The sequence below is a fragment of the Clostridioides sp. GD02367 genome (genome assembly GCF_045900275.1).
GTDB lineage: Bacteria > Bacillota > Clostridia > Peptostreptococcales > Peptostreptococcaceae > Clostridioides > Clostridioides difficile_A.
In genome coordinates this window covers 32,335-55,071 of the sequence record NZ_JBJODK010000004.1, presented here as the reverse complement: position 1 = coordinate 55,071, position 22,737 = coordinate 32,335, and the positions used below count along the sequence as shown (strand labels likewise).

The window sequence follows — 22,737 nt, the reverse complement described above, 5'->3', positions numbered from 1 at the left end:
TAAAATTATATTAATTTCATTACATTTGTAGCATCATCATCAGGAACCAATTGTACAAATACATTTACGCCTTCTGAATCTAATTCTTTAATCATATTTATATCCTCTTTTGACACATGCACTGCTTTAGATATATTTTCACGATTATCATCTGATTTTGTTCCACCAAGGTTTATAGATTTAATGGCTTTTACTTCTTTGGCTAGCTTATAAACATCTTCTACAGATTCACAAAGTATCAATAAATTGTATTTATCAGTAACTCCTGAATTGAGTGCTTTTATAGAATCTTCTATATTCTTCATTACAAGTTTAACATTAGATGGTTTTGCCATTCTAAGTCCTGCCATTCTTAATTCATCCTTTAATAGCTCATCACTTGCTATCAATATGCAATCTGTACTTAAAAATTTTGTCCATGTAAATGCTACTTGCCCATGTATAAGTCTGTGGTCTACTCTTACTAATTTAATCATTATATTTCCTCCCTAATTTTTTTTATTTCATCCATGAATGTTTTCACGTGTTCTACACTAACATCTCCAAAATCCTTGTAATTATCTTTAAAGTAACTTCCTATTATTGCCATATCTCCTAATTCAAGTTGTTTTTTTGCATTTTCTAAAGTAACTCCAGCAGCTATAACTAATGGGAAATCCCCTAAGTTTTTACGGAATAACTCTATCTTTTCCATTGATGTTTCTTGTCCTGTAGCATTCTCTGTAACTGCTATGGCATCACATCTTGTCATACCTATTTTTAAATCTTCTTCAACTGTTTTTTCCGATAATACTGGTTGATATTTAAATCGAACTCCCCCAATTAAATAAGCTGGACACTTTGAACGTTGTAATTTAAAAAATTCTTCTAATGTTGCCTCGTCTCTAGGTTTAACATGGCCTACTACAGAATCAACTTGTATATAATTTGCATTGTATTTTGTTGCCAGTTCAAATCCCATAGTATCAACATTTAAACAGTTTACTCCATATGGGATTGACAAATCAGCGTTTGATACATACTCAAGTATTCTTTCTAAATCATAGTAATTGCCATAGTAGTTTTCTAACATTATTCCATCTACACCATTTTCCTCTAAGATTGTGATTTCTTTTTTAGCTCTTTCAAAGATATCTTCTGGAGTATCTCCTTTTAAATGTATCATTGCTATAATCGGCTTCTTATTTTTAAATACTGATAATATTCCTTTTTTTTCCATAAATTAAAATACCTCTTCTTCTTCTTTAATTTGTAATGTCACACTTTGTATTCCCATTCTAGATTCTTTCACTAATTCTTCTACATCTTTAGTTGTCAATTTATCAGAAAATCTTGTAAGAAGTTCTAATACCATATTCAAGTTCATTCCAGAGAATAAATTAACATTATGTAAGTTAGTTAATCTCAACATTGCAGTGCATACACTCGCACCATATAAATCAGATAAAATTATGTATTCACATTCTTTATCTTCTAATATTATTTTTTCTAATTCTAAGGCAAAATCTGAAGCACTTTGCCCAGGATACAAACTATATGAACTAACACAATTTGCTAAATCTCCTACTATCATTTTTACTGAATCTAAAAGACCCTTTGAAAATTCTCCATGAGATGCTAATATTATTTTTCTCATATCTGTCCTCCTACTAAATATAGACTATATTTCTGCTGATACTGCATATTTATACTTGTCACTTCTTATAAATTGTTCATTATAATATAAAACATCATTATTCTCTGTATACACTGATTGTCTTACTTTCAATAATGGCATATTACTTGCACACTTAAGATGGTTGGAATATTCTTTGTTTGAATGTTTTACTTCAAATATATTTTCCACACGCTTAGGTAATGTACTTATATTATTAGATATAACTTCCATTAAAGATTTATCTTCTAATTCTTCTTTTAATAAAAACATATAATCTATCCTAAAATAATCAACTTCAAAGATAACAGGTACTTCATCTATTAATCGAAGTCTTTTAATACATATTACCTTCTCTTCTAACTCAATACTTAAAGCCTCAGCAACTTGTTTATCAGCTTTTTTTATTAAAACAGATATTATTTGTGTACTTGGTTTTGCATTAATACGATGACAAGAATTAGTAAAACTATTTCCTGCACATGTAGCTTCTATTCTCTCTGGTATCGTTACATACGTTCCTTTACCACGTTTTTTACACAGTATATCTTCTTTCACAAGTTCATTCAGTGCATTTCTCACAGTTATACGACTTATATTAAATTCTTTGCATAAGTCTCCTTCAGATGGAAGTTTATCTCCTGGCTTATATATACCAGATGCTATTTGTTTTTTTATGTTGTCATACAGCTGTTGATATAAAGGAACAAATGAATTTACTTCTAAATCCATCTCTTTTCTTTGTTTCTTTTCATCCATTTTGTTCACCTCCCTATGTAACATTTTTATAACATTATATAACAAGTTCTTTATTACATATTATAACAAGATGAAATCGTTGTCAATTTATTTTATTATTTTACAAAAAAATAAGACCATTGTATAACAATTTAAAATTGTTTATACAACAGCCTTTATTCACTTATTATTCTTATATTTATTTACAAATTGATATTAAAAAATGCTTTATATCCCTTGTACATCTCATATATATCTACCTTAGAAACAATCTCATATGGTGCATGCATATTTAGAACTCCAACACCACAATCTATAACCTCTGCACCTTGATTTGCCAATATATAGGCTATAGTTCCACCGCCTCCCTGGTCAACTTTTCCAAGTTCAGCAGTTTGCCATACTACATTTCCTTCATTAAAAATTCTTCTTACTTCTGACATAAATTCTGCATTTGCATCATTGCATCCGCCTTTACCTCTTGAACCAGTATACTTATTTAAAACTATCCCATTTCCCATATATGCGGAATTTCTCTTTTCATATGCATCTCTAAAATTTGGATCATATCCAGCAGAGACATCAGCTGATAAAACCTTACTGTTTGCTAGAGCTCTTCTTACTTTAATATCACAGTAATCACCTTCCAAAGAAATTAATTCAGCCACAGTATTTTCAAAAAACTTTGAGTGCATACCTGTATTTCCTTGAGAACCAACTTCTTCTTTATCCACACATAATGTAACTGATGTAAATTCTGGTTGTTCAGTTTCTAATATGGCCTTCACAGCAGCATATGAACATACCCTATCATCATGACCATACCCTAATACCATTGACCTATCAAAACCTAAATCTCTAGCTTTCCCAGCTGGAACTACTTCAATTTCAGCACTTAATAAGTCTTCTTCAACTATACTATACTTCTCATTTAAAAGCTTTAGTATATTTGCTGTTATAGGCTCTTTTTCTTCATCATTTAAAGGCATATTACCAATTAATATATTTAAAGCTTCACCACTAATTCCTTCTGATAGTTTCTTTTGCATTTGGTCTCCAGCTAAATGAACTAATAAATCAGTTACACAAAATACTGGGTCACTTTCTTCTTCTCCAACAGATATGTCAACTTTCGTTCCATCATTTAATATAACTATACCATGTAAAGCAAGAGGAATAGCTGTCCATTGATATTTTTTTATTCCTCCATAATAATGAGTTTTAAAAAAACCTAGATTTCCTTCTTGATATAGTGGATTTGGTTTTAAATCCAATCTTGGAGCATCTATATGACTTCCTATAATTTTCATACCTTTTTCTATATAATTTTTGCCTATTACAAAAAGTGCTACTGCCTTGTCTTTATTTATAACATAAATTTTGTCACCACTACCTATACTTCCTTTTTCCATAGCTTCATCTATTGAAATGTAATTATTTTCTTTAGCTAATTTTATAATTTCTTTTACTGAAATTCTTTCAGTTTTTGATTTACTTAAAAAATCCATATAATTGCGAGAATATTGCATAACTTGTTCAATAGCATTTTCTTTTCTTTCAACATCCCATGCATTCTTAAATTCATGCTTTAAGTTCATGTTTTCCTCCTATTAAGTTTTAATTTTTATTATTTTTCATATATTGTTCATATTCCTCTGGTGAAACCACCTTGACACTGTCAAGTCTTGATTTAAAGTGTGCCCTAAAATTTTCTAAGTATTCCTTTCTTAAAAGTTCTCTTTCTTTGATTTCATCATCTGAAAGAACTCCCTCTTTATTTTTTTTTGCTAATTCATTAATCCTATCTAATTTCTTTTTGTCAAACATGTTTTCCTCCTAAAGACTTCTATTTATTTAATAAAATAATTTATTGCTTTTTATCTCTAACTTGTTTTTATATTCACAAAAAAATTCATCTATATTATCACTGATTATGGTTATTCCTTTTTCTAACTCTTCCATGCTTGGACGAGCTATGTTTATCCTAAAAAATCTATCATCTACTAAATTGTCAAAAAAATAAGTTCCTGGAAGCATAGACACTCCCTTATTCAACATAAAGCTTGTAAATGCTTGGGATGTATATCCTCTTGGTAATTCTAAAAAAAAGTTTATTCCTCCACAAGATTTTCTAACTTTTAATTTACCACTCAATTTATTATTAATCAAGCTTTTTGCCAATTTGTACTTATCAGTATATATCTTCTCTATATGGCTTAAATAAATTTTCCAATCAAAATTCTCCATATAGTAATACATTGATTTTTGAATAAGACCTGGTGTTGATATATCTGAAGAGTATTTAGCCCATAAAACTTTTTTTAGCAGTTCATTTGGCATTTCTACAATTCCTATCCTAAGACCTGGCATAAGTATTTTTGAAAAACTCTTTATATACACCACTCTATTTTTATCATCATAACTTCTAACTGTCCTATTGTCTTTTGATTCAAATGTAAAATCACTTATAAAATCATCTTCAATTATATAAAAATCATGTTCTTCTGCCAGTTCTATTAACTTCTTTTTTTTATATGTTGAATAAGATATTCCTGTTGGATTTTGGAAATTAGGCATAATATATATAAGTCTTGGTTTTATTTTTTCCAATTTTAATTTTAAAATACCTATATCAATTCCATCATCTAACATAGGTATAGATATTATTTTTGCACCTCTACTTTTGAACACTTCAATCGCTCCATTATAAGAAGGTTCTTCCATAAAGACAACATCTGAATAACTTATAAGCCCTTTACAAACTATGTCTATACCCTGTTGAGCACCTGATATTATTTGAATATTTTCTTTAGTCGTTTTTATACTTCCATCACTTAGATACTCTACCATCTTTTCTCTTAATTCTTCAGAGCCAAGACCTTCATCATAATCAAATATCGAACTGCCATCTTTAGATAATGCCATATTTATAGCATTTTTAAATGAATCAATAGGAAACATATCATTAGATGGATTTCCATTGTCAAAATGAATTAAATCCTCTCTTTGTACAATATTTTTATTTTTTCTGTTGTCTACACCACTTTTATAAGAATTTGAACTTGACACGAATGTTCCACTACCTACAATTTTATATACATACCCTTCATTCTCTAAAAGCTCATATACTTTAACTATAGTAGTATTATTTACTTGTAGAAATTCTGATAGTTTTCTTATTGGAGGCAATTTTTCATGTTCAACTAGCTCTTTATCTATTATCAATTCTTTTATATGATTAAATATCTGTATATATTTAGTTAACTTCTTTTCACTTAAATCTATTCTGTATTTTTCCACATTTATCACCGCTCATTGTATTTATATTTTATTGATGCTTTCCCATATATTTGATATTATTTAGTATGTATATATAATACCAAAATTTTTATAAAAAGGGGAAATATTTATGTTTTACGACTATCACATGCACTCAAGTTTCTCTACTGATGGAAAATCTACAATGGAAGAAATGATAAAAAAATCTATTGAACTTGGTTTAAATGAAATTTGTTTCACAGACCATGTTGATTATGATGTTTATGCTGATGATTCTTTCTCAATTGTCTATGAAGATTATTTTAAAAGTCTAGAAACTCTTCAAAATAAATATAAGGATAAAATATCAATAAAAAAGGGAATTGAGTTTGGAGTTCAGACTCAATTAATAGATACCTATAGAAAAGAAGCTAATCAATATCCATTAGACTTTATAATATGTTCTATCCATGCTATAGATACAATGGACTTATATCTTGGTAACTATTTTAAAGATAAAACTCAGCATGAAGTTTATGAAAATTACTACCTTTACTTATATAATATTGTTAAAAATTACAAGGATTACTCTATTTTAGGTCACTTAGATTTAATTAAAAGATATGCTCCTTATGATACTATTTTAGATGATAGATTGTTTTCTGATATAATTGAGGAAATTCTTAAACAAGCTATTTATGATGGTAAAGGTATTGAGATAAATACATCTTGCTACAGATATAACCTTCCAGATTTGACTCCATCTAGATATATCCTTCAAATGTATAAAGACTTAGGAGGAGAAATCATAACTACAGGTTCAGATTCACATCATGTAAGTCAAATTGCCTATGAATTCGATTACATATATACACTGCTAAAAAACATGGGCTTTAAATATGTATCTAAATTTAATAAATTGAAACCAGAATTTATAAAATTATAAATTTTTACGCCTCCTTGTGAATATATTTAAAAGATAAGGAGGTGATTTTTTTGAAAGTACCTTATTTAGTACTATCAACAGTTATTCTATTTATATCTAATTTTATTGTAAGGATATTTGGCTTTTTATATAAAATATTCTTATCAAGGGCTTTAGGCGAAACAGGTCTAGGTATTTACCATATGATTTTTAACTTTTTAATGATTTGCTTAGCTGTTACAACAACAGGCATACCTACTGCACTTAGTTGTTTAGTCGCAAAGAGAAAAGCTTTAAACGATAGACACAACACTAATGCTTTATTTATATCAACTTTATATATATCATTTTTCGTAGCGCTAGTTATATCTATAGTTGCATCCTTTAATAGTTCTTTTTTATCACTTAAGTTTTTAAAAGATGCCAAATTAAATCTATTTATACTAGCAGTTTGTCCTGCGATAGTTATAATAACTCTTTCAAATGTACTAAGAGGATATTATTATGGTATAAAGAATGTAAAAATCCCTGCTATTGGACAAATTATTGAACAAATTGGTAAAATTCTATTCGTTTTTTTACTGGTTATGTACATAAATAATAAATCTATGAATTGTTATATTGCCCTATTAGGTATATCGATTGGTGAATTGAGTAATATTATATTCATGCTTATTTGCTTATGGAGAGATTCATCATTTGACAATAGGTATATTATAAGTATTAAAGATTTTTATAATTCTTCAATGGAAACATTAAAAATGTCCATTCCCATAACTTGCAATAGAATGTCAAACATACTTTTACAGTCTATCAGCTCTATGATGATACCATCAAGATTAGCATTATCAGGAATGACTTATCAGCAGTCATTAAGTATGTATGGTGTTGTCAGTGGAATGGTAATGCCTTTTATATTTTTGCCTTTTACTGTTGGTTCAGCACTTATTGTAAACTTGATACCTACTATATCTCAAGAAATGGCTTTAAGAAAACGTAAGAGTGTATTGAAAAAAATCAAATACTCTGTACTTCTAACTTTGTTTGTAGGTATACTATCATCAATATTTTTTTATTTCTTTGGAAAAGATTTGTGTGTACTAGTATTTAAAAATAAACTTGCTGGAGAATATTTAAAAGCTATGTTTTTAGTTCCACTATTTATGTCATTAAACCAAACTCTGTCTGGCATTTTACATTCAATAAGAAAAGAGTTGGCTTCAAGTATAAATACTATAACTGGTATGTTAATTCAACTTGTGGCTCTATACGTATTTCTTCCTATACCTGGACTTAATATCTATGCATACATATACACAATGACAATAGTATCAATATTCACTTGTCTATTACATACTATAGTACTTTTTAAATCACTAAAATCTATACACTAGTTATAAAAACGTGAAGGCTACCAAAGTAAATAATTTACATTGGTAGCCTTCCTTAAGATGATTTTTATTTATAATTTAAACTGTCTATATATCTACCTATCTATCTGTGGCAACTAGGCTTTCCACTTCCATGATGAGGTCCACATTGCGAAAAATCACATACTTTAGAGAAAGTATCAACAAGTCTTGGTTGGATTGGATTTGGTGATGCTAAAACTACTATTTGTTCACTTATTAATGTGCTAACTGTTTCTTGTAAGCAAAGTACTAAATCTATATCATTTGGTATTATTAATTCATAGAAAGGTTCACAACATTCGTTACATTCTAATTTTAATATAGATTTTCCTATACAATCTACAGTTAAGTTAGTTTGATATTCTTGTCTTAGAGTAACAGCTCTTCCGTCAGCTGGTAAGCATATTGGTGCTGAAAGTGTGTTAAAAGTAAATTCTACATAATCAACTCTTCTCTTACATCCACCTCCTGCTCTGACTGCTGGGAAAGCTAATGCAACGAATTCTGTACATCCACATCTACCTCTTAGCTCTAATACTAAATTACGAACTGCTACAGTTAATCCTCTTTGTTTATAAGCTACTGATTTGCCTTTTCCTTGTCTACAACATTCAGCGTTTCTTTCACCACATACTGCAAATTCAAAAGTTGTTTCACAATTTCTTCCTACTATATCTCCTAATGGGTCTAAATCGAAATCTTCTAAAGTTGTCATTCCTGTGTCTATAACTATTCCATCATTACTTAAGCATATTTTTTCTATAGTTACACTTGCTTGACCTGCACTTGGAACTGAACCAAATACTTCTACTACTTCTGTTTCAAAAGTTAATGGCTCTCCATTTGGTCCAGTTGCATCTGTAAATGTTTGGAATTGCATAGTATCAAATATTCTACTAGCCTCTATTGCAAATGGCACTGCATTTGATACAGAGAAGTTTTTTGGTGATATAGGATTACAGCAATCTGGTCCACATTTGTTTTCAAAACATTCATCAGAATCCATTTGGCATGGTTCACAATCACATTTACAATGGTCATGGCATTCACAATGGTCATCACATGGATTAGGTTTGCATGGATTGCATGGGTTAGGTTTGCATGGATTGCATGGATTAGGTTTGCAATCATCATGACATTCACACTTATTATCATTATTACATCCATTATTGTGATGATGAGATTTTTTAAATCCTCTCATATCTTCTGAACTCATTTCCTCTGTATACACTTCTTCCTCACTAATTGTAGGCATTGGCTGATTTATCATTCTTCTTTTATTTTTTTTATAATCTTGCATTTTTCATTGCCCTCCCTGTAAGCTATTGTAATTAAGTCTTCGGCTTTTTGAAGCCTAATTAATACTATGCTCTTATAAACTTAATTGTTACTTTGCTTTTTAAATTTATCAATAATTAGATATATTTAGTAGAAAAATGCATTTTAATAAAAAAAGTACTACTATTTGAAATAGTAGCACTTTTTTTGTCCCGAAACACCGGTGGCTAAGTAAATTCACACCCTAGGCACTCCCAGGTGGGTGACTTGCCAGTAACTTTTAACGTCCAAACTAAACAGGCATGTTATAATTTACTAGACACGGTCTCCCGTATTTCATTTGTAGGTTGAATTTAAAAAAGCCTTATCGTATGTTTCAGGATTTCATACTATTATTATATAATAAATTTCGAATTTTTTAAAGTGGTTTTATATAGTAATTAAGATAAACTTATTCTAGTCTTACTTTTTCTTCCTTTTCTCTTTATGTAGTTAGTTAAATTATCTCTTTCTCTTAGTTCTATTCTTAGTATTTTTTTCATTATAATTACGCTCAGATTTTTGCTCATTTACATTATATAATTCTTCATCATGCACTATATCTTCATCATTTTCGACACCTTCAGAGTATGTTTCCTCACCTTCAATTAATTCTTCATCATATATTTCATTTTCGTCTATTAGCTCTTCATCATAGTTTGATTCATCGTCCTCACAATCTTCTTCATCTTCATAATCTGATTCCTCATCCTCATAATCTAATTCTTCATTGTTATCTTCATCTTCATTATTATCATCACCTCTTAAAAGGCTACCAAGCAATTTAAGATTACTCATGCTTCCTAGATTATTTATATTTGCCAAAGAACTTAGACTGAATCCACCTTCTCCAAAGTCATCTGGCAAAAATAATTCTGCAAATAAGTCTATTTTCTTTTTCATTCCTATAGCTTTTTCAACTGAATTTTTTCTCTTTTCTGGGAATACATCTATAATTTCTTTTATCATCATATTCTTTTTATCATCACTATCCATTTTTCTGAAAAAATCTGTCTCATCTTCTGTATCTACTAAATCTATATTATTTAATTTTTTTATGCCTCTAACTAAGTCTAAAACACTTTCTATTTTTATTAGTATTTTTCTTTCATCTCTTGACATGTATTTTTTAGTTCTAGTTATTATTTCCATTCCCATTTCTAAATCTTCTTCACTCAAATCCATAAGCCTTAAACCTCTTTTTATATCATTTGCATCAAACCTTAAATTTCCATGTGTAGATTGTGATAGTTTATCATTTGCATTTTTTTTGTTTTTTCTAACTCTATTATTTCCTTTTGATTTATTTTTATCATCAAATATAGAGATATTACCATTACTCAATGCAATCACTCCAATCAAAAATAGTAAATTATTCAAGACAATTCCCCCTTATATTATATAATTGCCCTATATTAAAGTATGTTTTTCATATTTTAATGTTCCATTTTTAAAGCTCAGTGCATATATATTATCTATAAGAATTTTTATTTATATTATATATCACTCACAATTCACCACTTCAATATTATTTCTATATATAAATAGTATGAATATAATTCAATATATATTTATAGAAAGGGGTTTTTTTATGAAAAAATTAGATACAGAGTCATTAGAAAAAATGGCTAAGCAAAAAAATATTGACAAGGATAAGATAGAAAAGATTGCTGATAATTACAAAGGAAAGTCAGAAAACGAACTTATGGAGGAACTTATAAAGATAGGTAAAAACTTGGATGGAAGAGATGAAGTAGTATCAAAATTCAAAGCATTTTTAGATGAAAATCAACGTAAAAAATTAGACAATATAATGGAAAAAATCTCAGATGCAGAAACTCAAAGAGATACTAAGGCAACTAAGACTAAGAAAACTAAACCTACTAAAGGTAAACCAAGTTCACCTGCACCAAAAAATACACCAAATGGTCAACAAAAAAAATCTAAAGGTTTATTTAAGAAAACTAAGAAATCCAATCCTCATGAATAAATAAAAAGTAAACCATTTAGATATTAAAACAATTATTTTTTTAAACTATTCTTAAATTTAATATTATTGACATAAAAAATCAGGTAGTGCTTTAAGCGCTACCTGATTTACTTTAATAGTTTTATTTTTTTCTTTCTATAACACTTTCTCTATCAACAATTCTATAAGGTAATTCTATTTTTTTATTTTCAATTATTTCTTTATTTATTAATTTTATAACCATTCTTATTGCTACTGCTCCCATATCATATAAAGGTTGATATACTGTAGTAAGTTTAGGTCTATACATTTTAGCTATCTTAACATCATTAAATCCTGCAACTGATATATCTTCTGGAACTTTATATCCAGCATCACAGATAGCATTTATAGCACCTATAGCGGCCTCATCACCTGTTACAAAAGCTGCGTGAGGTATTATTCCATCATCTAATAATTCTTTCATACTGTTGTATCCACTTTCATAATCAGTTCCACCATATTTAATTAAACTCTGGTCTAATTCTATGTTGTTATTTGAAAGTGCTTTCTCATAACCTGAGAGTCTCTCCATCTCTAAAACAGTATCATCTTTACTTGTCATTATAAAAGCTATCTTTTCATGACCTTTCTTTATAAGATGTTCTGTCATATCAAAAGTAGCCTCTTTATTACTAGTACTTACTGTATATATATCATAATCTCTAGCAGTTTTACTTATATATGTTGCTGGTATACCACAATTTTGTATATAGTTGATGTGTTCTTGTTCAACCACCCATGAAATCATAACTATACCTTCCACTTGTTTTGCTCTCAATAGATTTATACTCTTAAGTTCTTGTTCTTTATCAGAGTATGTATTAGCTAAAAGGATGTCATAATCATACATTTTAGCAACTTCCTCTATCCCATTTAATACCTCATTAACAAAAGAATCTGAAACTTCTGGAACTATTACCCCTATTAATTGACTCTTCTTAGTTACTAAACTTCTCGCAAGCGGATTTGGTATATATCCAGTTTCTTTTATAACCTCTAAAACTTTTTGTTTGACTTCATCAGTCACAGGTTTTGAATCATTTATAACTCTAGATACTGTAGATATTGACACGCCTGCTTGTTTAGCAACATCTTTTATCGTTATATTGCCTTTCATCTTCATCCTCCTTATTTTACTAAATTTATCTAAAACTGAACCAAATTTATGAAGGTTCCTATTTTAACTATATTTATATAAGTTTTTATTTTACCATAAAAGCAAGTACATTTAAATACATTATATTTTATATTATACCCTATATTCAACAAATTTAATAATATTCATTATTAATTTAAATCATATTAAAAAACAAAATAAAAAAATGCTGGTATTTTATACCAGCATTTTTCCACTTTAATGATATTAGTATTAGCAACCGCAGCCACAGCCTCCATCACCATCAAAGAATCCACCACATGAACAAGTTATTAATAATAGTATTAAGAAAGGTATCCATGACATTATGTCAATATCTCTCCAGCAATCTTCAAAAGCTAAGAATAGGAAGAATAGTACTATTATCCACCATCCTCCTCCACCAAAGCATCCTTCTTCTCCAAAAAATCTATCTAACATAACAAAGCCCTCCTTTTTTTAGTAACTACTATCTTTACTCTAAGCATCCACCACAGCAGCAAAGTATTAATAAAACTATTAGGAATGGTATCCATGCCATTATGTCAAATTCTGCCCAGCTTTCTCCAAAAGCTAAGAATAGGAAGAATAGTACTATTATCCACCATCCTCCTCCACCAAAACATCCTTCTTCTCCAAAGAATCTATCTAACATTCCACGTTACCTCCTGTTGATATTTTGTTGAGCTTTTCGCTCCTAACATATACTATGCATTTGGTTTCCATTTTGCTAATGTATTTTCATTATTTTTTTAATTTTTTCTCATCCTAAAAAAGTAAGGTTTGTACATTCATCTTATAATCTAAACTAAAAAAGGCAAAACCACAACTTGTATAAGTTACTGGCTTTGCCTATTTAATAATCAATATTTTTTAGCAACAACAACCATCATCGAAGTTAAATAACAACAATACTATTAGTATAACCCATATCCATATATTGTCATCGCATAATAAGTCTTCTAAAATGTCTGTACATAATAATAAGAATACTACAACTATTATTATCAACATTTTATTACTAAAAAAACCTTCGCATCCTCCAAAGAAACGTTCCATATTGTCTTCTAATTTTGTCATAACTAATCCTCCTTGAATCATTAAGAGACTAAGTTCTGTCTCTTTAATTAAATATATGTAGTAATAGACAGATAAGTTACTTCTAAAAAGTTTTTATTGATTAGTTTATTTATTTCTTTTTCGCCCAGTTTATTGTATCTATCAACTTCATCTAGATAGTCTTTTTTTTCTTCTGATATAGTATAAATTAAACTTTCTATTGATTTTACTTTGTACTCTTTATATCTTTCTATCAAGAAGGATGTTTTTGAACTTTCTATCCCTTTCTTCACATGCATTAATCTTGATATGTAATCTTCTTTTTCATTAGATACATAGCTTTCTTTTTCAGCTACATCTTCAAGGATTAAATTGGTTTCCATTACATAATCCTCTATACGTTGCATATCTAAAGTTATTGAATTATAATAAAAATTTACTGCTATAAGTAAAAACATTCCTACTGATGCTAGTAATAGTCCTACATATTTCATAGCATTTCCTCCTAAGTTATATTTGTTATCAATAAAGTTTATTCATCAAATAATACTTTATTACTACCTTTATAAAATTTTATTATTTTTTATGGATTCCATATTGAAAAATTCTCGATATTATATTAAACTAACATTAAAATTAATTAAAACTGCTTTAGGAGGCTTAAAATGTTTGAAAAAATAAAAGAAATAATAGCAGAACAATTAGGGGTAGACAATTTAGATGAGATAACTATGGAAGCGTCTTTAATGGATGACTTAGAAGCTGATTCACTAGATGCTGTTGAAATTATAATGGCCCTTGAAGACGAATTTGGAATAGAAATACCAGACGAAGAAGCTGAGAATTTTAAATGTATCGGTGATATATGTAAATATATCGAAGAAAACAAATAATATTGTTTTGTCTACAAATATAAATAGTCTGTGTAAACTTCTATATAATAATTTATATCGAAGTTTACACAGACTATATTACGTTTATTTACAATTATAGAAAATATTCAATTTTCATATATAAATTACTCAAATTAAAGTTACTTTTCTTCATAAAATGTTACATTCTTTATTACTATATCTATGGTTCCATCTTGATTTTGTTTTACAGTATATTTCATTGGGTCTTCAAAATCAGTTAAATTTCCTTTTATATCAAACCCATTATCTGTTTTTATACTTCTTTTTTTAAGCTTTTTCTCAACCCATTTCTTATCTATACTAAAACCTTCATCAAGACCTTTTTCCTCCATATGTTCTTTGAAGCTATCCTTTAGCTCCTCATCTTTAATTGAATTATCAACAAAGTCATTTATATCAACCTCATGTTTTTCCTTTAATGTATAGTTTAATATACTTCTTACATCCTCTGCTTGTTTTATATCATTACTAAGGGCATTCGTTATCCAATTTTCAGCTGTGTTTTTAAACACTTTTGTCTTATACTTATCGTCATCAATTTTTTTAGCATTTAAAAATTCTGTAACAAACTTTGATTCTGACCCTTCTTTTTCTGCATCTTTATCTAAAAGTCTTAGGTGAAACTCATCATTCATTCCACTTAAACTAATTAAAGCTCCTTGTTTTTGTCTTAGAGTCTCTGGAATACCAATTTCATTTGAAACCATTTGAATATTGAATTTATCATCTACAAATTCAATTGAATGAGTATACAATTTTTTATAATCCAACTTTAATATAGCTACACTCTTTTCATCTTTAATAGTATATAAACAAATTGCCAAATCACAAGATTCTAATGCAGCATTGATTTTCATAACATCAAACAAGTAAGATGCAATTTCTTTAGAGTTTTTTAAAAAAGAACTTTCATCATATATTATTTGCTCACAACAATTCTTAATTAAATTATCATTATAATCTTTAAAAATACCTTTTCTTAAATCCTCATCTTTCGCAATTCTCTTTATAGCTTTTTGAAAAAATCCATCCACTTCTTGATTAACCTTGCCTTCAAAATCATTTAATATTGGAACATCACTATTTTTATCCAAAACATGTATTATAAATTTATGTATTATCATATATATCACCCCATTATCTTAATTTCGATATTAACTCTTTCATATCCTTTGGTATATCTGCTTTAAATTTCAATTTTTCTTTTGTTCTTGGTTGCTCAAACTCCAACTCATAAGCATGAAGTGCTTGCCTATCTATAAGATTTTCATCTACACAACCATATAACTCATCACCTATTATTCCATGCCCTATATGAGCCATATGAACCCTTATTTGATGTGTTCTACCAGTTTCTAAACTTACTTCTAGTACAGTTGCATTTTTTAATCTCTCTATCACCTTATAATGAGTAATAGATACCTGTCCTCTTTCATCTATTATTCTCTTTATGGAGTCCTCTGTTTGTCTATAAATCGGTTCATTTATAGTTCCTTCATCTTCTTCTATAATTCCATCAACTACTGTTATATAAGTTTTTTTAACCTTATTTTCACTCATTGCTATAGACAAAGTGTGATGTGCATAAGCATTTTTAGCTACTATGACAAGTCCTGATGTATTCATATCTAACCTATTTACAAATCGTATTTTTACATTTTCCTTTTGATTATCTATATAGTAACTGACACCATTTGCTATTGTTTTATCATAGTGGCTTTTGGTTGGATGAACTACCATAAATGGAGGTTTATTTACCATGATTATATCAAAGTCATCATATATTATTTGCAAATTTAAATCTTGAGGTTCAAATTTTGCTTTTTCTTCTTCTATTTTTACCTCTATCAAATCACCACAATATACTTTTATGCTTGGTTTTTTATATACTCCATTTACTAGAACACTCTTTTCTCTCTTCATTTTTGATAATGACCTAACTGAGAAATTCAGTTTGTCCAATAAAACTTCTTTTAAAGTCATTTCTTCTTCATTTGTATATGATATTATATTATATCTTTGATTTTCTTTTTTAAACAATCCTTTACCTACTTTCTTTTATATCTTCAAAATCATGATATTATATATTTTACACTATTTTTGTTTAATAGATAATAATTATTTTTAACTATAAAAACCTGTAAGAATAACGAATAGTTACTCTTACAGGTTACATTCATGTTTAAATATTTAATTTTAAAAGATTATAATTTAGAACTATCTTTTAACTATTAGTGTAGTTCCCATTCCACCACCTATACAAAGTGTAGCTAAACCAGTTTTAGCATCTCTTCTCTTCATTTCATATAGAAGTGTAGTAAGTATTCTTGCTCCTGAACAACCTATTGGATGCCCTATAGCTATTGCTCCACCATTAACATTAACTTTAGCCATGTCTATATTCAAGTCTTTTACTACAGCTATAGATTGAGCAGCAAATGCTTCATTAGCTTCAACTAAATCTATATCTTCTATAGTCATATTAGCAGCTTCTAAAGCTTTTTTAGTTGCTGGAACTGGTCCATATCCCATTATCTTAGGGTCAACACCAGCTGTTCCATAAGAAACTATAGTAGCAAGAGGCTCTATTCCTAATTCTTCAGCTTTTTCCTTAGCCATTACTACTAACATAGCAGCACCATCATTGATTCCTGATGCGTTACCAGCAGTAACTGTTCCATCTTTCTTAAATGCTGGTCTTAATTTAGCAAGTTTCTCCATTGTAGTACCAGCTTTTATATATTCATCTTTATCTACTATAGTGTCGCCTTTTCTACCTTTTATAACAACTGGAACTATTTCTTCGTCAAATTTTCCTTCAGCTTGAGCTTTTTCAGCTTTGTTTTGGCTTGCAAGAGCTAGCTCATCTTGTTCTTCTCTAGTTATATTCCATTGTTCTGCTATATTTTCAGCAGTAATACCCATGTGGTAGTTATTGAATATGTCTGATAATCCATCTTTTATCATTGAATCAACAAAAGCAGCATCACCCATTCTTGCACCGTATCTAGCACTTGGTACTAAATAAGGAGACATACTCATGTTTTCAGCTCCACCAACTAGCATTATATCAGCATCACCTAATGCTATAAGTTGAGATGCCATTGAAACAGATCTTAATCCAGAACCACAAACTATATTTATAGTCATAGCTGGTTTTTCTACTGGTATTCCTGCACCTAATGCTATTTGTCTTGCTACATTTTGTCCAAGACCAGCTGTAAGTACTCCTCCTAAAAGTGATTCATCTATCATATCTGGAGTTATATTCGCTCTTTTTATAGCTTCTTTAGCAGCTGTTATTCCTAAGTCTACTGCTGAAACTGATTTAAATGCTCCTCCAAAACTTCCTACTGCTGTTCTAGCTGCACTGGCAATTACTACTTCTCTCATATTCATTACCCCCATTAAATTAGATTTTTATCAGATTTCCGAAATTATTTCTTAAACAATACTATTTAAATTTCTAAACTCTTATTTATTGTAATCATAGAATCCTATCTTAGTTTTTCTTCCTAACTGATTAGCTCTAACCATTTTAGCTAAAAGTGGATGTGGTCTATACTTAGTATCTCCAAATTCAGTATATAGAACGTTCATTATAGCTAAAACAACGTCTAATCCTATTAAGTCACCTAATGCTAGTGGTCCCATTGGATGGTTTGCTCCTAATTTCATAGCTTCATCTATTTCTTCTTTACTTGCAACGCCATCTGCATATATACCAACAGCTTCATTTATCATAGGTATAAGTATTCTGTTTACTACAAATCCAGGAGATTCAGATACATCTACTGGCACTTTATTGATACTCTTAGATAGTTCAAATACTGTATCAAAAGTAACTTTTGATGTTAACTGACCGCTTATAACCTCAACTAATTTCATCATAGGAACTGGATTGAAGAAATGCATTCCTATAACTTTATCTGGTCTAGTAGTAGAAGAAGCTATTTCTGTTATAGATAAAGATGAAGTATTTGTTGCTAAAATAGTATCTTCTTTGCATAACTCATCTAATAATTTGAAAACATCTTTCTTTATGTTCATATCTTCCACAGATGCTTCTATTATTAAATCCATATCTTTTAAGTCTTCATAGTTAGTAGTTGAACTAACATGACTTAATATTTCTGCTTTTGTAGCTTCATCCATTTTTCCTTTAGTAACTAACTTAGTTAAATTTTTATCTAATAAGCCTAAACATTTATCTATAGCACCTTGAGTTCTACTCTTTAAACATACATCATGACCACAACTTGCAAAAGTTTGTACAATACCACTTCCCATAGTTCCACTACCTATTACAGCTAATTTCATAGTTATAACCTCCTGTTATTTTAGTATTTATATTCTGCTAACTAGATTAAAATATTTATTTAATCTAGTTAACAGCAAATATATTTTTAATTAGATTTTTTACCCTTTTATAAAGTTCGCTTCTCTTTTTTCAATAAAAGCTGACATTCCTTCTTTTTGGTCCTTAGTTGAGAAACAAAGACCAAATAAATTAGATTCTATATCTATTCCAGTATTTATATCAGTTTGAGCACCAAGTTGTATTGCTTCTTTAGAGTATCTAACTGCAAGTTGAGCATTTTTAGCTATTACCTTAGCTAATTTTTCAACTTCTTCCATTAAAACTTCTGGCTCAACTACTCTATTTACTAGCCCTATTTTTTCAGCTTCATCAGCTTTTATAACTTGACCTGTAAAGATTAGTTCCTTTGCTTTTGCCATCCCAACCAATCTTGTAAGTCTTTGAGTTCCTCCATATCCTGGAGTTATTCCAAGAGTTACTTCTGGTTGACCAAATTTAGCTTTAGCAGATGCAATTCTTATATCACATGCCATTGCAAGTTCGCATCCTCCACCTAAAGCAAATCCATTTACAGCAGCTATTACTACTTTTTTGCTATTTTCTATTTCTCCACAAGCTTTTGCTCCTAGGCCACTAAAATCTTTAGCAGCTACAGCATCTAAATCTTTCATATATGCAATATCTGCTCCAGCTACAAATGCTTTTCCTTCCCCTGTCAATATTACAACATCAATAGTTTCATCATTATTAATATCTACAAATATTTCATAAAGTTCTTCTAAAGTTTTAGAATTTATTGCATTAAGGGCTTTAGGTCTATTCATTTTCACTGTGCATATATTTCCATTTACTTCAACAGCTACATTCTCATAAACTTTAACATCACTTGTACTCATAATATCCTCCCCAAGAAATTAGTTAGCTAAAACTTCACCTTTTTCTTTTGCAACACTTAATTGACTGATAAGTTCTGGAAGTACTTTATGAACATCTCCAACTATACCAACATCAGCATATTTAAATATTGGAGCTTCTGGATTTTTGTTTATAGCAACTATAAACTCAGCATCTTCCATACCAGCTATATGCTGTATTGCTCCAGATATACCACATGCTATATAAAGGTCTGGTCTTACAGTTTTACCAGTTTGACCAACTTGTCTTGCTTTGTCTAACCATCCTGCATCTATAGTGGCACGAGAACCAGAAACTTCTCCACCTATGATTTCAGCTAATTCATAAAGTACGTCTAAGTTTTCTTTTCCACCCATTCCACGTCCTGCAGAAACTAGTATCTTAGCATCTTCTATCTTAACTTGTTTTTTAGCTTCTTTTATTACTTCTACAACTTGAACTAATTTGTCAGCTTCAGTAAATTCTACTTTAAAACGATTGATTACAGCTTCTTTAGTTTCATCGATTTCATTTTTCTTCATAACTCCTGGTCTAACTGTAGACATTTGAGGTCTGAAATCTTTACAAACTATTGTTGCCATTATATTTCCACCAAAAGCAGGTCTTGTCATTAATAATAATTTTGTATCCTCAGCTACTGCAAGACCTGTACAGTCAGCAGTAAGTCCTGTATGTATTCTAGCAGATACTCTAGGAGCTAAATCTCTACCTATTGAAGTTGCTCCAAATAGTACAACGATTGGGTCAGCTGCTTTTATTGCTTCATAAGCTGCTTTTGTATATGGTTCAGTTGTATACACTGCTAAAGCTTCATCATCAACTACAATTACTTCATCTGCTCCATAGTGTGCTAATGTATCTATTAAACCTTCTACTTTACTTCCTAAAAGTAATGCAGAAACTTTTGTATCATAATCTTTTGCTATTTCTGTAGCCTTTCCTAGCAATTCTAAAGAAACGGTTTGAATTACATTTTCTCTTTGTTCTATTACTACTAAAACGTTACCCATTCTTTATCCCCCCTTAAATTATATGATAAACTTCTCTTTTAATTTATCTATTACAATTCCAGCTGATGTTTTTGCATCTTCATTGTATATTGTGCCAGCTGGTTTAACTGATTTTGTAAATGATTTAAATACACTAGTTGGAGAACCTTTAAGACCTAAATTAGTAGGGTCAACTTCTATATCTTTTACAGTCCAAGTTTCTACTACATCATTTTCAAATGCATCGTATATTCTTCCAACCTTCATGTATCTTGGTGTGTTCATATCTTTAAGAGTTGTTATAAGGCATGGCATTTTAACTTTTAAGTCATGACAACAATCTTCAAATTGTCTTTTTACTAATACATATTCACCTTCAGTTTTTATTTCTTCAGCATATGTTATTGATGGAAGTTTTAAATGTTCAGCTATTTGAGGACCAACTTGTGCAGTATCTCCATCTATAGCCTGTCTTCCAGCTATTATAATATCAAAGTCTATATTTTTTAATGCTCCTGCTAATGCTGATGAAGTCGCCCAAGTATCAGCACCTGCAAATGCTCTATCTGTTAATAATATTCCTCTATCTGCACCCATTGCTAAAGCTTCTTTTAAAGCCATATCTGCTTGAGGAGGTCCCATTGTTATAACAGTTACATGAGCACCCATTTCTTCTTTTAATCTTATAGCTTCCTCTAGACCTGCTTTATCATCAGGGTTTATTATACTTGGTACTCCATCTCTAATTAAAGTACCTGTATTAGGATCTAGTTTAACTTCTGTTGTATCTGGAACTTGTTTTATACAAACGACTATATTCATAAATCCTTCCTCCATATCTATTTTAATATCGACCTATTGTGTATATTGTATTTATCTATTTTAATAATTTTCCTGAAATAACCATTCTTTGAACTTCACTAGTTCCTTCATATATTTCAGTTATCTTAGCATCTCTCATCATTCTTTCTACTGGATAGTCACGAGTGTATCCATATCCACCATGAAGTTGTACAGCCTTTGTAGTAACTTCCATAGCTGTTTCAGCTGCAAATAGTTTTGCCATCGCTGCTTCTACTCCATAAGGTTTTCCTTCATCTTTGTTTATAGCTGCTTGATATACAAGATGTCTAGCCGCTTGTATTTTAACTTCCATATCAGCTAATTGGAATTGTGTATTTTGGAATTTTGATAGTGGTCTACCAAATTGTACTCTTTCTTTTACATATTTAACTGTTTCATCAAGAGCTCCTTGTGCTAAACCTAAAGCTTGTGCTGCTATACCAATTCTACCACCATCAAGAGTAGACATTGCTATCTTAAATCCTTGTCCTTCTTTTCCAAGTAAATTTTCTTTAGGTATTCTACAATCTTCAAATATTAATTCGCTAGTAGCAGAACCTCTTATACCCATTTTCTTTTCTTTAACCCCAAAGCTAAATCCAGGAGTTCCTTTTTCAACTATAAATGCTGATATTCCTCTGTTCCCTTTAGACTTATCAGTCATTGCCATCACTACATATATATCACCAGCTATTGCATTTGTTATAAATATTTTTGAGCCATTAAGTATGTATTCATCTCCATCTAAAACAGCAGTTGTTTGTTGTCCAGACGCATCTGTTCCAGCATTAGGTTCAGTAAGACCAAATGCTCCTAATTTTTCCCCACTTGCTAATGGCTTTAAGAATTTTTGTTTTTGTTCTTCGTTACCATATTGATATATAGGCCAAGAACCAAGAGATGTATGAGCTGATAAGATAACTCCTGTAGTACCACAAACTCTAGACAATTCCTCAACTGCCATTATGTATCCTACAGTATCTCCACCTTCTCCACCATACTCTTTTGGATATGGTATACCCATCATTCCTGCTTTTGCCATTTTTTCCACTGTTTCGTATGGAAATCTTTCTTCTTCATCAAGTTCTGTTGCTAAAGGTTTAACTTCATTTTCAGCGAAGCTTGCATATAACTCTTTAAGCATCTGATATTTTTTAGAATTTAAATCCATAATAGCCTCCTCAGTATTTTATAAATATTTTATTTTCATTTATTAATTAAAATCTCGGCAGCATCTATAATAAAG

At 29.7% G+C, this 22,737-nt stretch carries 26 protein-coding genes and 1 other RNA gene; 4 read left to right on the top strand and 23 right to left on the bottom strand.

What is annotated here, in order from left to right:
- Window positions 1-5: 5 nt before the first annotated feature.
- From Q3223_RS06525 to Q3223_RS06495, 7 genes are all read right to left on the bottom strand, one after another.
- The gene (locus Q3223_RS06525; protein WP_054269625.1) at window positions 6-476 is read right to left on the bottom strand and encodes a PTS sugar transporter subunit IIB; all 471 of its coding nucleotides are present in this window, start codon (window positions 474-476) and stop codon (window positions 6-8) included.
- Window positions 476-1,219, bottom strand: a complete 744-nt coding sequence (locus tag Q3223_RS06520) for a BtpA/SgcQ family protein (RefSeq protein ID WP_054269624.1) — start codon at window positions 1,217-1,219, stop codon at window positions 476-478. Before Q3223_RS06520 ends, Q3223_RS06525 begins: the two co-directional genes overlap by 1 nt.
- 3 nt (window positions 1,220-1,222) lie before the next feature.
- Window positions 1,223-1,636 carry a PTS mannose transporter subunit IIC gene (locus Q3223_RS06515; RefSeq protein ID WP_167640108.1) on the bottom strand — a complete coding sequence of 138 codons (414 nt, stop codon included), beginning with the start codon at window positions 1,634-1,636 and terminating at the stop codon, window positions 1,223-1,225.
- A gap of 24 nt (window positions 1,637-1,660) precedes the next feature.
- Window positions 1,661-2,413: a GntR family transcriptional regulator gene (locus Q3223_RS06510; RefSeq protein ID WP_054269622.1), complete on the bottom strand. Its 753-nt coding sequence runs from the start codon at window positions 2,411-2,413 to the stop codon at window positions 1,661-1,663.
- Window positions 2,414-2,595: 182 nt separating this feature from the next.
- A complete protein-coding gene (locus tag Q3223_RS06505; protein WP_219673558.1) occupies window positions 2,596-3,990 on the bottom strand; it encodes an aminopeptidase in 1,395 nt (464 codons plus the stop codon).
- A 19-nt stretch (window positions 3,991-4,009) separates the two neighbouring features.
- Entirely contained in the window at window positions 4,010-4,219 is a 210-nt protein-coding gene (locus Q3223_RS06500) for a DUF896 domain-containing protein (RefSeq protein WP_054269620.1), read from the bottom strand.
- Between the two features lie 27 nt (window positions 4,220-4,246).
- On the bottom strand, window positions 4,247-5,692 hold the full coding sequence (locus tag Q3223_RS06495) for a PLP-dependent aminotransferase family protein (protein WP_407811792.1): 1,446 nt from the start codon (window positions 5,690-5,692) through the stop codon (window positions 4,247-4,249).
- 109 nt (window positions 5,693-5,801) lie between these two features.
- Here Q3223_RS06495 and Q3223_RS06490 point away from each other — a divergent pair, with 109 nt between their 5' ends.
- Entirely contained in the window at window positions 5,802-6,596 is a 795-nt protein-coding gene (locus Q3223_RS06490) for a histidinol-phosphatase HisJ family protein (protein WP_284181762.1), read from the top strand.
- Between the two features lie 50 nt (window positions 6,597-6,646).
- Window positions 6,647-7,969, top strand: coding sequence for a polysaccharide biosynthesis protein (locus Q3223_RS06485; protein ID WP_054276203.1), 1,323 nt, complete (start codon window positions 6,647-6,649; stop codon window positions 7,967-7,969).
- Between the two features lie 100 nt (window positions 7,970-8,069).
- Here Q3223_RS06485 and cdeC read toward each other — a convergent pair whose 3' ends face one another.
- The 3 genes from cdeC to Q3223_RS06470 form a co-directional block, all read right to left on the bottom strand.
- Window positions 8,070-9,287 (bottom strand): exosporium morphogenetic protein CdeC, encoded by a 1,218-nt coding sequence (gene cdeC / locus Q3223_RS06480; protein WP_054269617.1) that lies wholly within the window; start codon window positions 9,285-9,287, stop codon window positions 8,070-8,072.
- Between the two features lie 183 nt (window positions 9,288-9,470).
- A non-coding RNA gene (gene ssrS, locus Q3223_RS06475) (6S RNA) lies at window positions 9,471-9,651 on the bottom strand.
- Window positions 9,652-9,766: 115 nt separating this feature from the next.
- On the bottom strand, window positions 9,767-10,684 hold the full coding sequence (locus Q3223_RS06470; protein ID WP_284181761.1) for a hypothetical protein: 918 nt from the start codon (window positions 10,682-10,684) through the stop codon (window positions 9,767-9,769).
- A gap of 211 nt (window positions 10,685-10,895) precedes the next feature.
- Between Q3223_RS06470 and Q3223_RS06465 the strand changes: the two genes are divergently transcribed.
- Window positions 10,896-11,294 carry a hypothetical protein gene (locus Q3223_RS06465; RefSeq protein ID WP_054269615.1) on the top strand — a complete coding sequence of 133 codons (399 nt, stop codon included), beginning with the start codon at window positions 10,896-10,898 and terminating at the stop codon, window positions 11,292-11,294.
- Between the two features lie 121 nt (window positions 11,295-11,415).
- Here the strand turns inward: Q3223_RS06465 and ccpA are convergent, their stop codons facing one another.
- The 5 genes from ccpA to Q3223_RS06440 form a co-directional block, all read right to left on the bottom strand.
- Entirely contained in the window at window positions 11,416-12,438 is a 1,023-nt protein-coding gene (gene ccpA, locus Q3223_RS06460) for a LacI family transcriptional regulator CcpA (RefSeq protein WP_054269614.1), read from the bottom strand.
- A 246-nt stretch (window positions 12,439-12,684) separates the two neighbouring features.
- On the bottom strand, window positions 12,685-12,891 hold the full coding sequence (locus Q3223_RS06455) for a hypothetical protein (RefSeq protein ID WP_054269613.1): 207 nt from the start codon (window positions 12,889-12,891) through the stop codon (window positions 12,685-12,687).
- A 34-nt stretch (window positions 12,892-12,925) separates the two neighbouring features.
- On the bottom strand, window positions 12,926-13,105 hold the full coding sequence (locus Q3223_RS06450; protein WP_054269612.1) for a hypothetical protein: 180 nt from the start codon (window positions 13,103-13,105) through the stop codon (window positions 12,926-12,928).
- Window positions 13,106-13,323: 218 nt separating this feature from the next.
- Window positions 13,324-13,530: a hypothetical protein gene (locus Q3223_RS06445; protein WP_054269611.1), complete on the bottom strand. Its 207-nt coding sequence runs from the start codon at window positions 13,528-13,530 to the stop codon at window positions 13,324-13,326.
- A 47-nt stretch (window positions 13,531-13,577) separates the two neighbouring features.
- Window positions 13,578-14,003, bottom strand: a complete 426-nt coding sequence (locus tag Q3223_RS06440) for a hypothetical protein (RefSeq protein WP_054269610.1) — start codon at window positions 14,001-14,003, stop codon at window positions 13,578-13,580.
- Window positions 14,004-14,174: 171 nt separating this feature from the next.
- Here Q3223_RS06440 and acpP point away from each other — a divergent pair, with 171 nt between their 5' ends.
- The gene (acpP, locus tag Q3223_RS06435) at window positions 14,175-14,402 is read left to right on the top strand and encodes an acyl carrier protein (protein ID WP_003418905.1); all 228 of its coding nucleotides are present in this window, start codon (window positions 14,175-14,177) and stop codon (window positions 14,400-14,402) included.
- Window positions 14,403-14,542: 140 nt separating this feature from the next.
- Here the strand turns inward: acpP and Q3223_RS06430 are convergent, their stop codons facing one another.
- The 8 genes from Q3223_RS06430 to Q3223_RS06395 form a co-directional block, all read right to left on the bottom strand.
- Window positions 14,543-15,547 (bottom strand): nucleoid-associated protein, encoded by a 1,005-nt coding sequence (locus Q3223_RS06430; RefSeq protein WP_054276200.1) that lies wholly within the window; start codon window positions 15,545-15,547, stop codon window positions 14,543-14,545.
- A gap of 13 nt (window positions 15,548-15,560) precedes the next feature.
- Window positions 15,561-16,463: an RluA family pseudouridine synthase gene (locus Q3223_RS06425; RefSeq protein ID WP_054269608.1), complete on the bottom strand. Its 903-nt coding sequence runs from the start codon at window positions 16,461-16,463 to the stop codon at window positions 15,561-15,563.
- Between the two features lie 177 nt (window positions 16,464-16,640).
- The gene (locus Q3223_RS06420) at window positions 16,641-17,816 is read right to left on the bottom strand and encodes an acetyl-CoA C-acetyltransferase (RefSeq protein WP_054276199.1); all 1,176 of its coding nucleotides are present in this window, start codon (window positions 17,814-17,816) and stop codon (window positions 16,641-16,643) included.
- Between the two features lie 81 nt (window positions 17,817-17,897).
- A complete protein-coding gene (locus Q3223_RS06415; RefSeq protein WP_021383883.1) occupies window positions 17,898-18,743 on the bottom strand; it encodes a 3-hydroxybutyryl-CoA dehydrogenase in 846 nt (281 codons plus the stop codon).
- Between the two features lie 99 nt (window positions 18,744-18,842).
- Window positions 18,843-19,640: an enoyl-CoA hydratase-related protein gene (locus tag Q3223_RS06410; RefSeq protein ID WP_054269606.1), complete on the bottom strand. Its 798-nt coding sequence runs from the start codon at window positions 19,638-19,640 to the stop codon at window positions 18,843-18,845.
- An 18-nt stretch (window positions 19,641-19,658) separates the two neighbouring features.
- On the bottom strand, window positions 19,659-20,669 hold the full coding sequence (locus Q3223_RS06405) for an electron transfer flavoprotein subunit alpha/FixB family protein (protein WP_054269605.1): 1,011 nt from the start codon (window positions 20,667-20,669) through the stop codon (window positions 19,659-19,661).
- A gap of 18 nt (window positions 20,670-20,687) precedes the next feature.
- Entirely contained in the window at window positions 20,688-21,470 is a 783-nt protein-coding gene (locus Q3223_RS06400; protein ID WP_054269604.1) for an electron transfer flavoprotein subunit beta/FixA family protein, read from the bottom strand.
- A 55-nt stretch (window positions 21,471-21,525) separates the two neighbouring features.
- Complete coding sequence (locus tag Q3223_RS06395; protein ID WP_054269603.1) at window positions 21,526-22,662, bottom strand: acyl-CoA dehydrogenase; 1,137 nt, start codon at window positions 22,660-22,662, stop codon at window positions 21,526-21,528.
- Between the last annotated feature and the right edge of the window lie 75 nt (window positions 22,663-22,737).

Coding starts and splice junctions, on each gene's coding strand:
- Q3223_RS06525 (WP_054269625.1), bottom strand. CDS start 476: ATGATTAAATTAGTAAGAGTAGACCACAGACTTATACATGGGCAAGTA.
- Q3223_RS06520 (WP_054269624.1), bottom strand. CDS start 1,219: ATGGAAAAAAAAGGAATATTATCAGTATTTAAAAATAAGAAGCCGATT.
- Q3223_RS06515 (WP_167640108.1), bottom strand. CDS start 1,636: ATGAGAAAAATAATATTAGCATCTCATGGAGAATTTTCAAAGGGTCTT.
- Q3223_RS06510 (WP_054269622.1), bottom strand. CDS start 2,413: ATGGATGAAAAGAAACAAAGAAAAGAGATGGATTTAGAAGTAAATTCA.
- Q3223_RS06505 (WP_219673558.1), bottom strand. CDS start 3,990: ATGAACTTAAAGCATGAATTTAAGAATGCATGGGATGTTGAAAGAAAA.
- Q3223_RS06500 (WP_054269620.1), bottom strand. CDS start 4,219: ATGTTTGACAAAAAGAAATTAGATAGGATTAATGAATTAGCAAAAAAA.
- Q3223_RS06490 (WP_284181762.1), top strand. CDS start 5,802: ATGTTTTACGACTATCACATGCACTCAAGTTTCTCTACTGATGGAAAA.
- cdeC (WP_054269617.1), bottom strand. CDS start 9,287: ATGCAAGATTATAAAAAAAATAAAAGAAGAATGATAAATCAGCCAATG.
- Q3223_RS06465 (WP_054269615.1), top strand. CDS start 10,896: ATGAAAAAATTAGATACAGAGTCATTAGAAAAAATGGCTAAGCAAAAA.
- ccpA (WP_054269614.1), bottom strand. CDS start 12,438: ATGAAGATGAAAGGCAATATAACGATAAAAGATGTTGCTAAACAAGCA.
- Q3223_RS06455 (WP_054269613.1), bottom strand. CDS start 12,891: ATGTTAGATAGATTTTTTGGAGAAGAAGGATGCTTTGGTGGAGGAGGA.
- Q3223_RS06450 (WP_054269612.1), bottom strand. CDS start 13,105: ATGTTAGATAGATTCTTTGGAGAAGAAGGATGTTTTGGTGGAGGAGGA.
- Q3223_RS06445 (WP_054269611.1), bottom strand. CDS start 13,530: ATGACAAAATTAGAAGACAATATGGAACGTTTCTTTGGAGGATGCGAA.
- Q3223_RS06440 (WP_054269610.1), bottom strand. CDS start 14,003: ATGAAATATGTAGGACTATTACTAGCATCAGTAGGAATGTTTTTACTT.
- acpP (WP_003418905.1), top strand. CDS start 14,175: ATGTTTGAAAAAATAAAAGAAATAATAGCAGAACAATTAGGGGTAGAC.
- Q3223_RS06430 (WP_054276200.1), bottom strand. CDS start 15,547: ATGATAATACATAAATTTATAATACATGTTTTGGATAAAAATAGTGAT.
- Q3223_RS06420 (WP_054276199.1), bottom strand. CDS start 17,816: ATGAGAGAAGTAGTAATTGCCAGTGCAGCTAGAACAGCAGTAGGAAGT.
- Q3223_RS06415 (WP_021383883.1), bottom strand. CDS start 18,743: ATGAAATTAGCTGTAATAGGTAGTGGAACTATGGGAAGTGGTATTGTA.
- Q3223_RS06410 (WP_054269606.1), bottom strand. CDS start 19,640: ATGAGTACAAGTGATGTTAAAGTTTATGAGAATGTAGCTGTTGAAGTA.
- Q3223_RS06405 (WP_054269605.1), bottom strand. CDS start 20,669: ATGGGTAACGTTTTAGTAGTAATAGAACAAAGAGAAAATGTAATTCAA.
- Q3223_RS06400 (WP_054269604.1), bottom strand. CDS start 21,470: ATGAATATAGTCGTTTGTATAAAACAAGTTCCAGATACAACAGAAGTT.
- Q3223_RS06395 (WP_054269603.1), bottom strand. CDS start 22,662: ATGGATTTAAATTCTAAAAAATATCAGATGCTTAAAGAGTTATATGCA.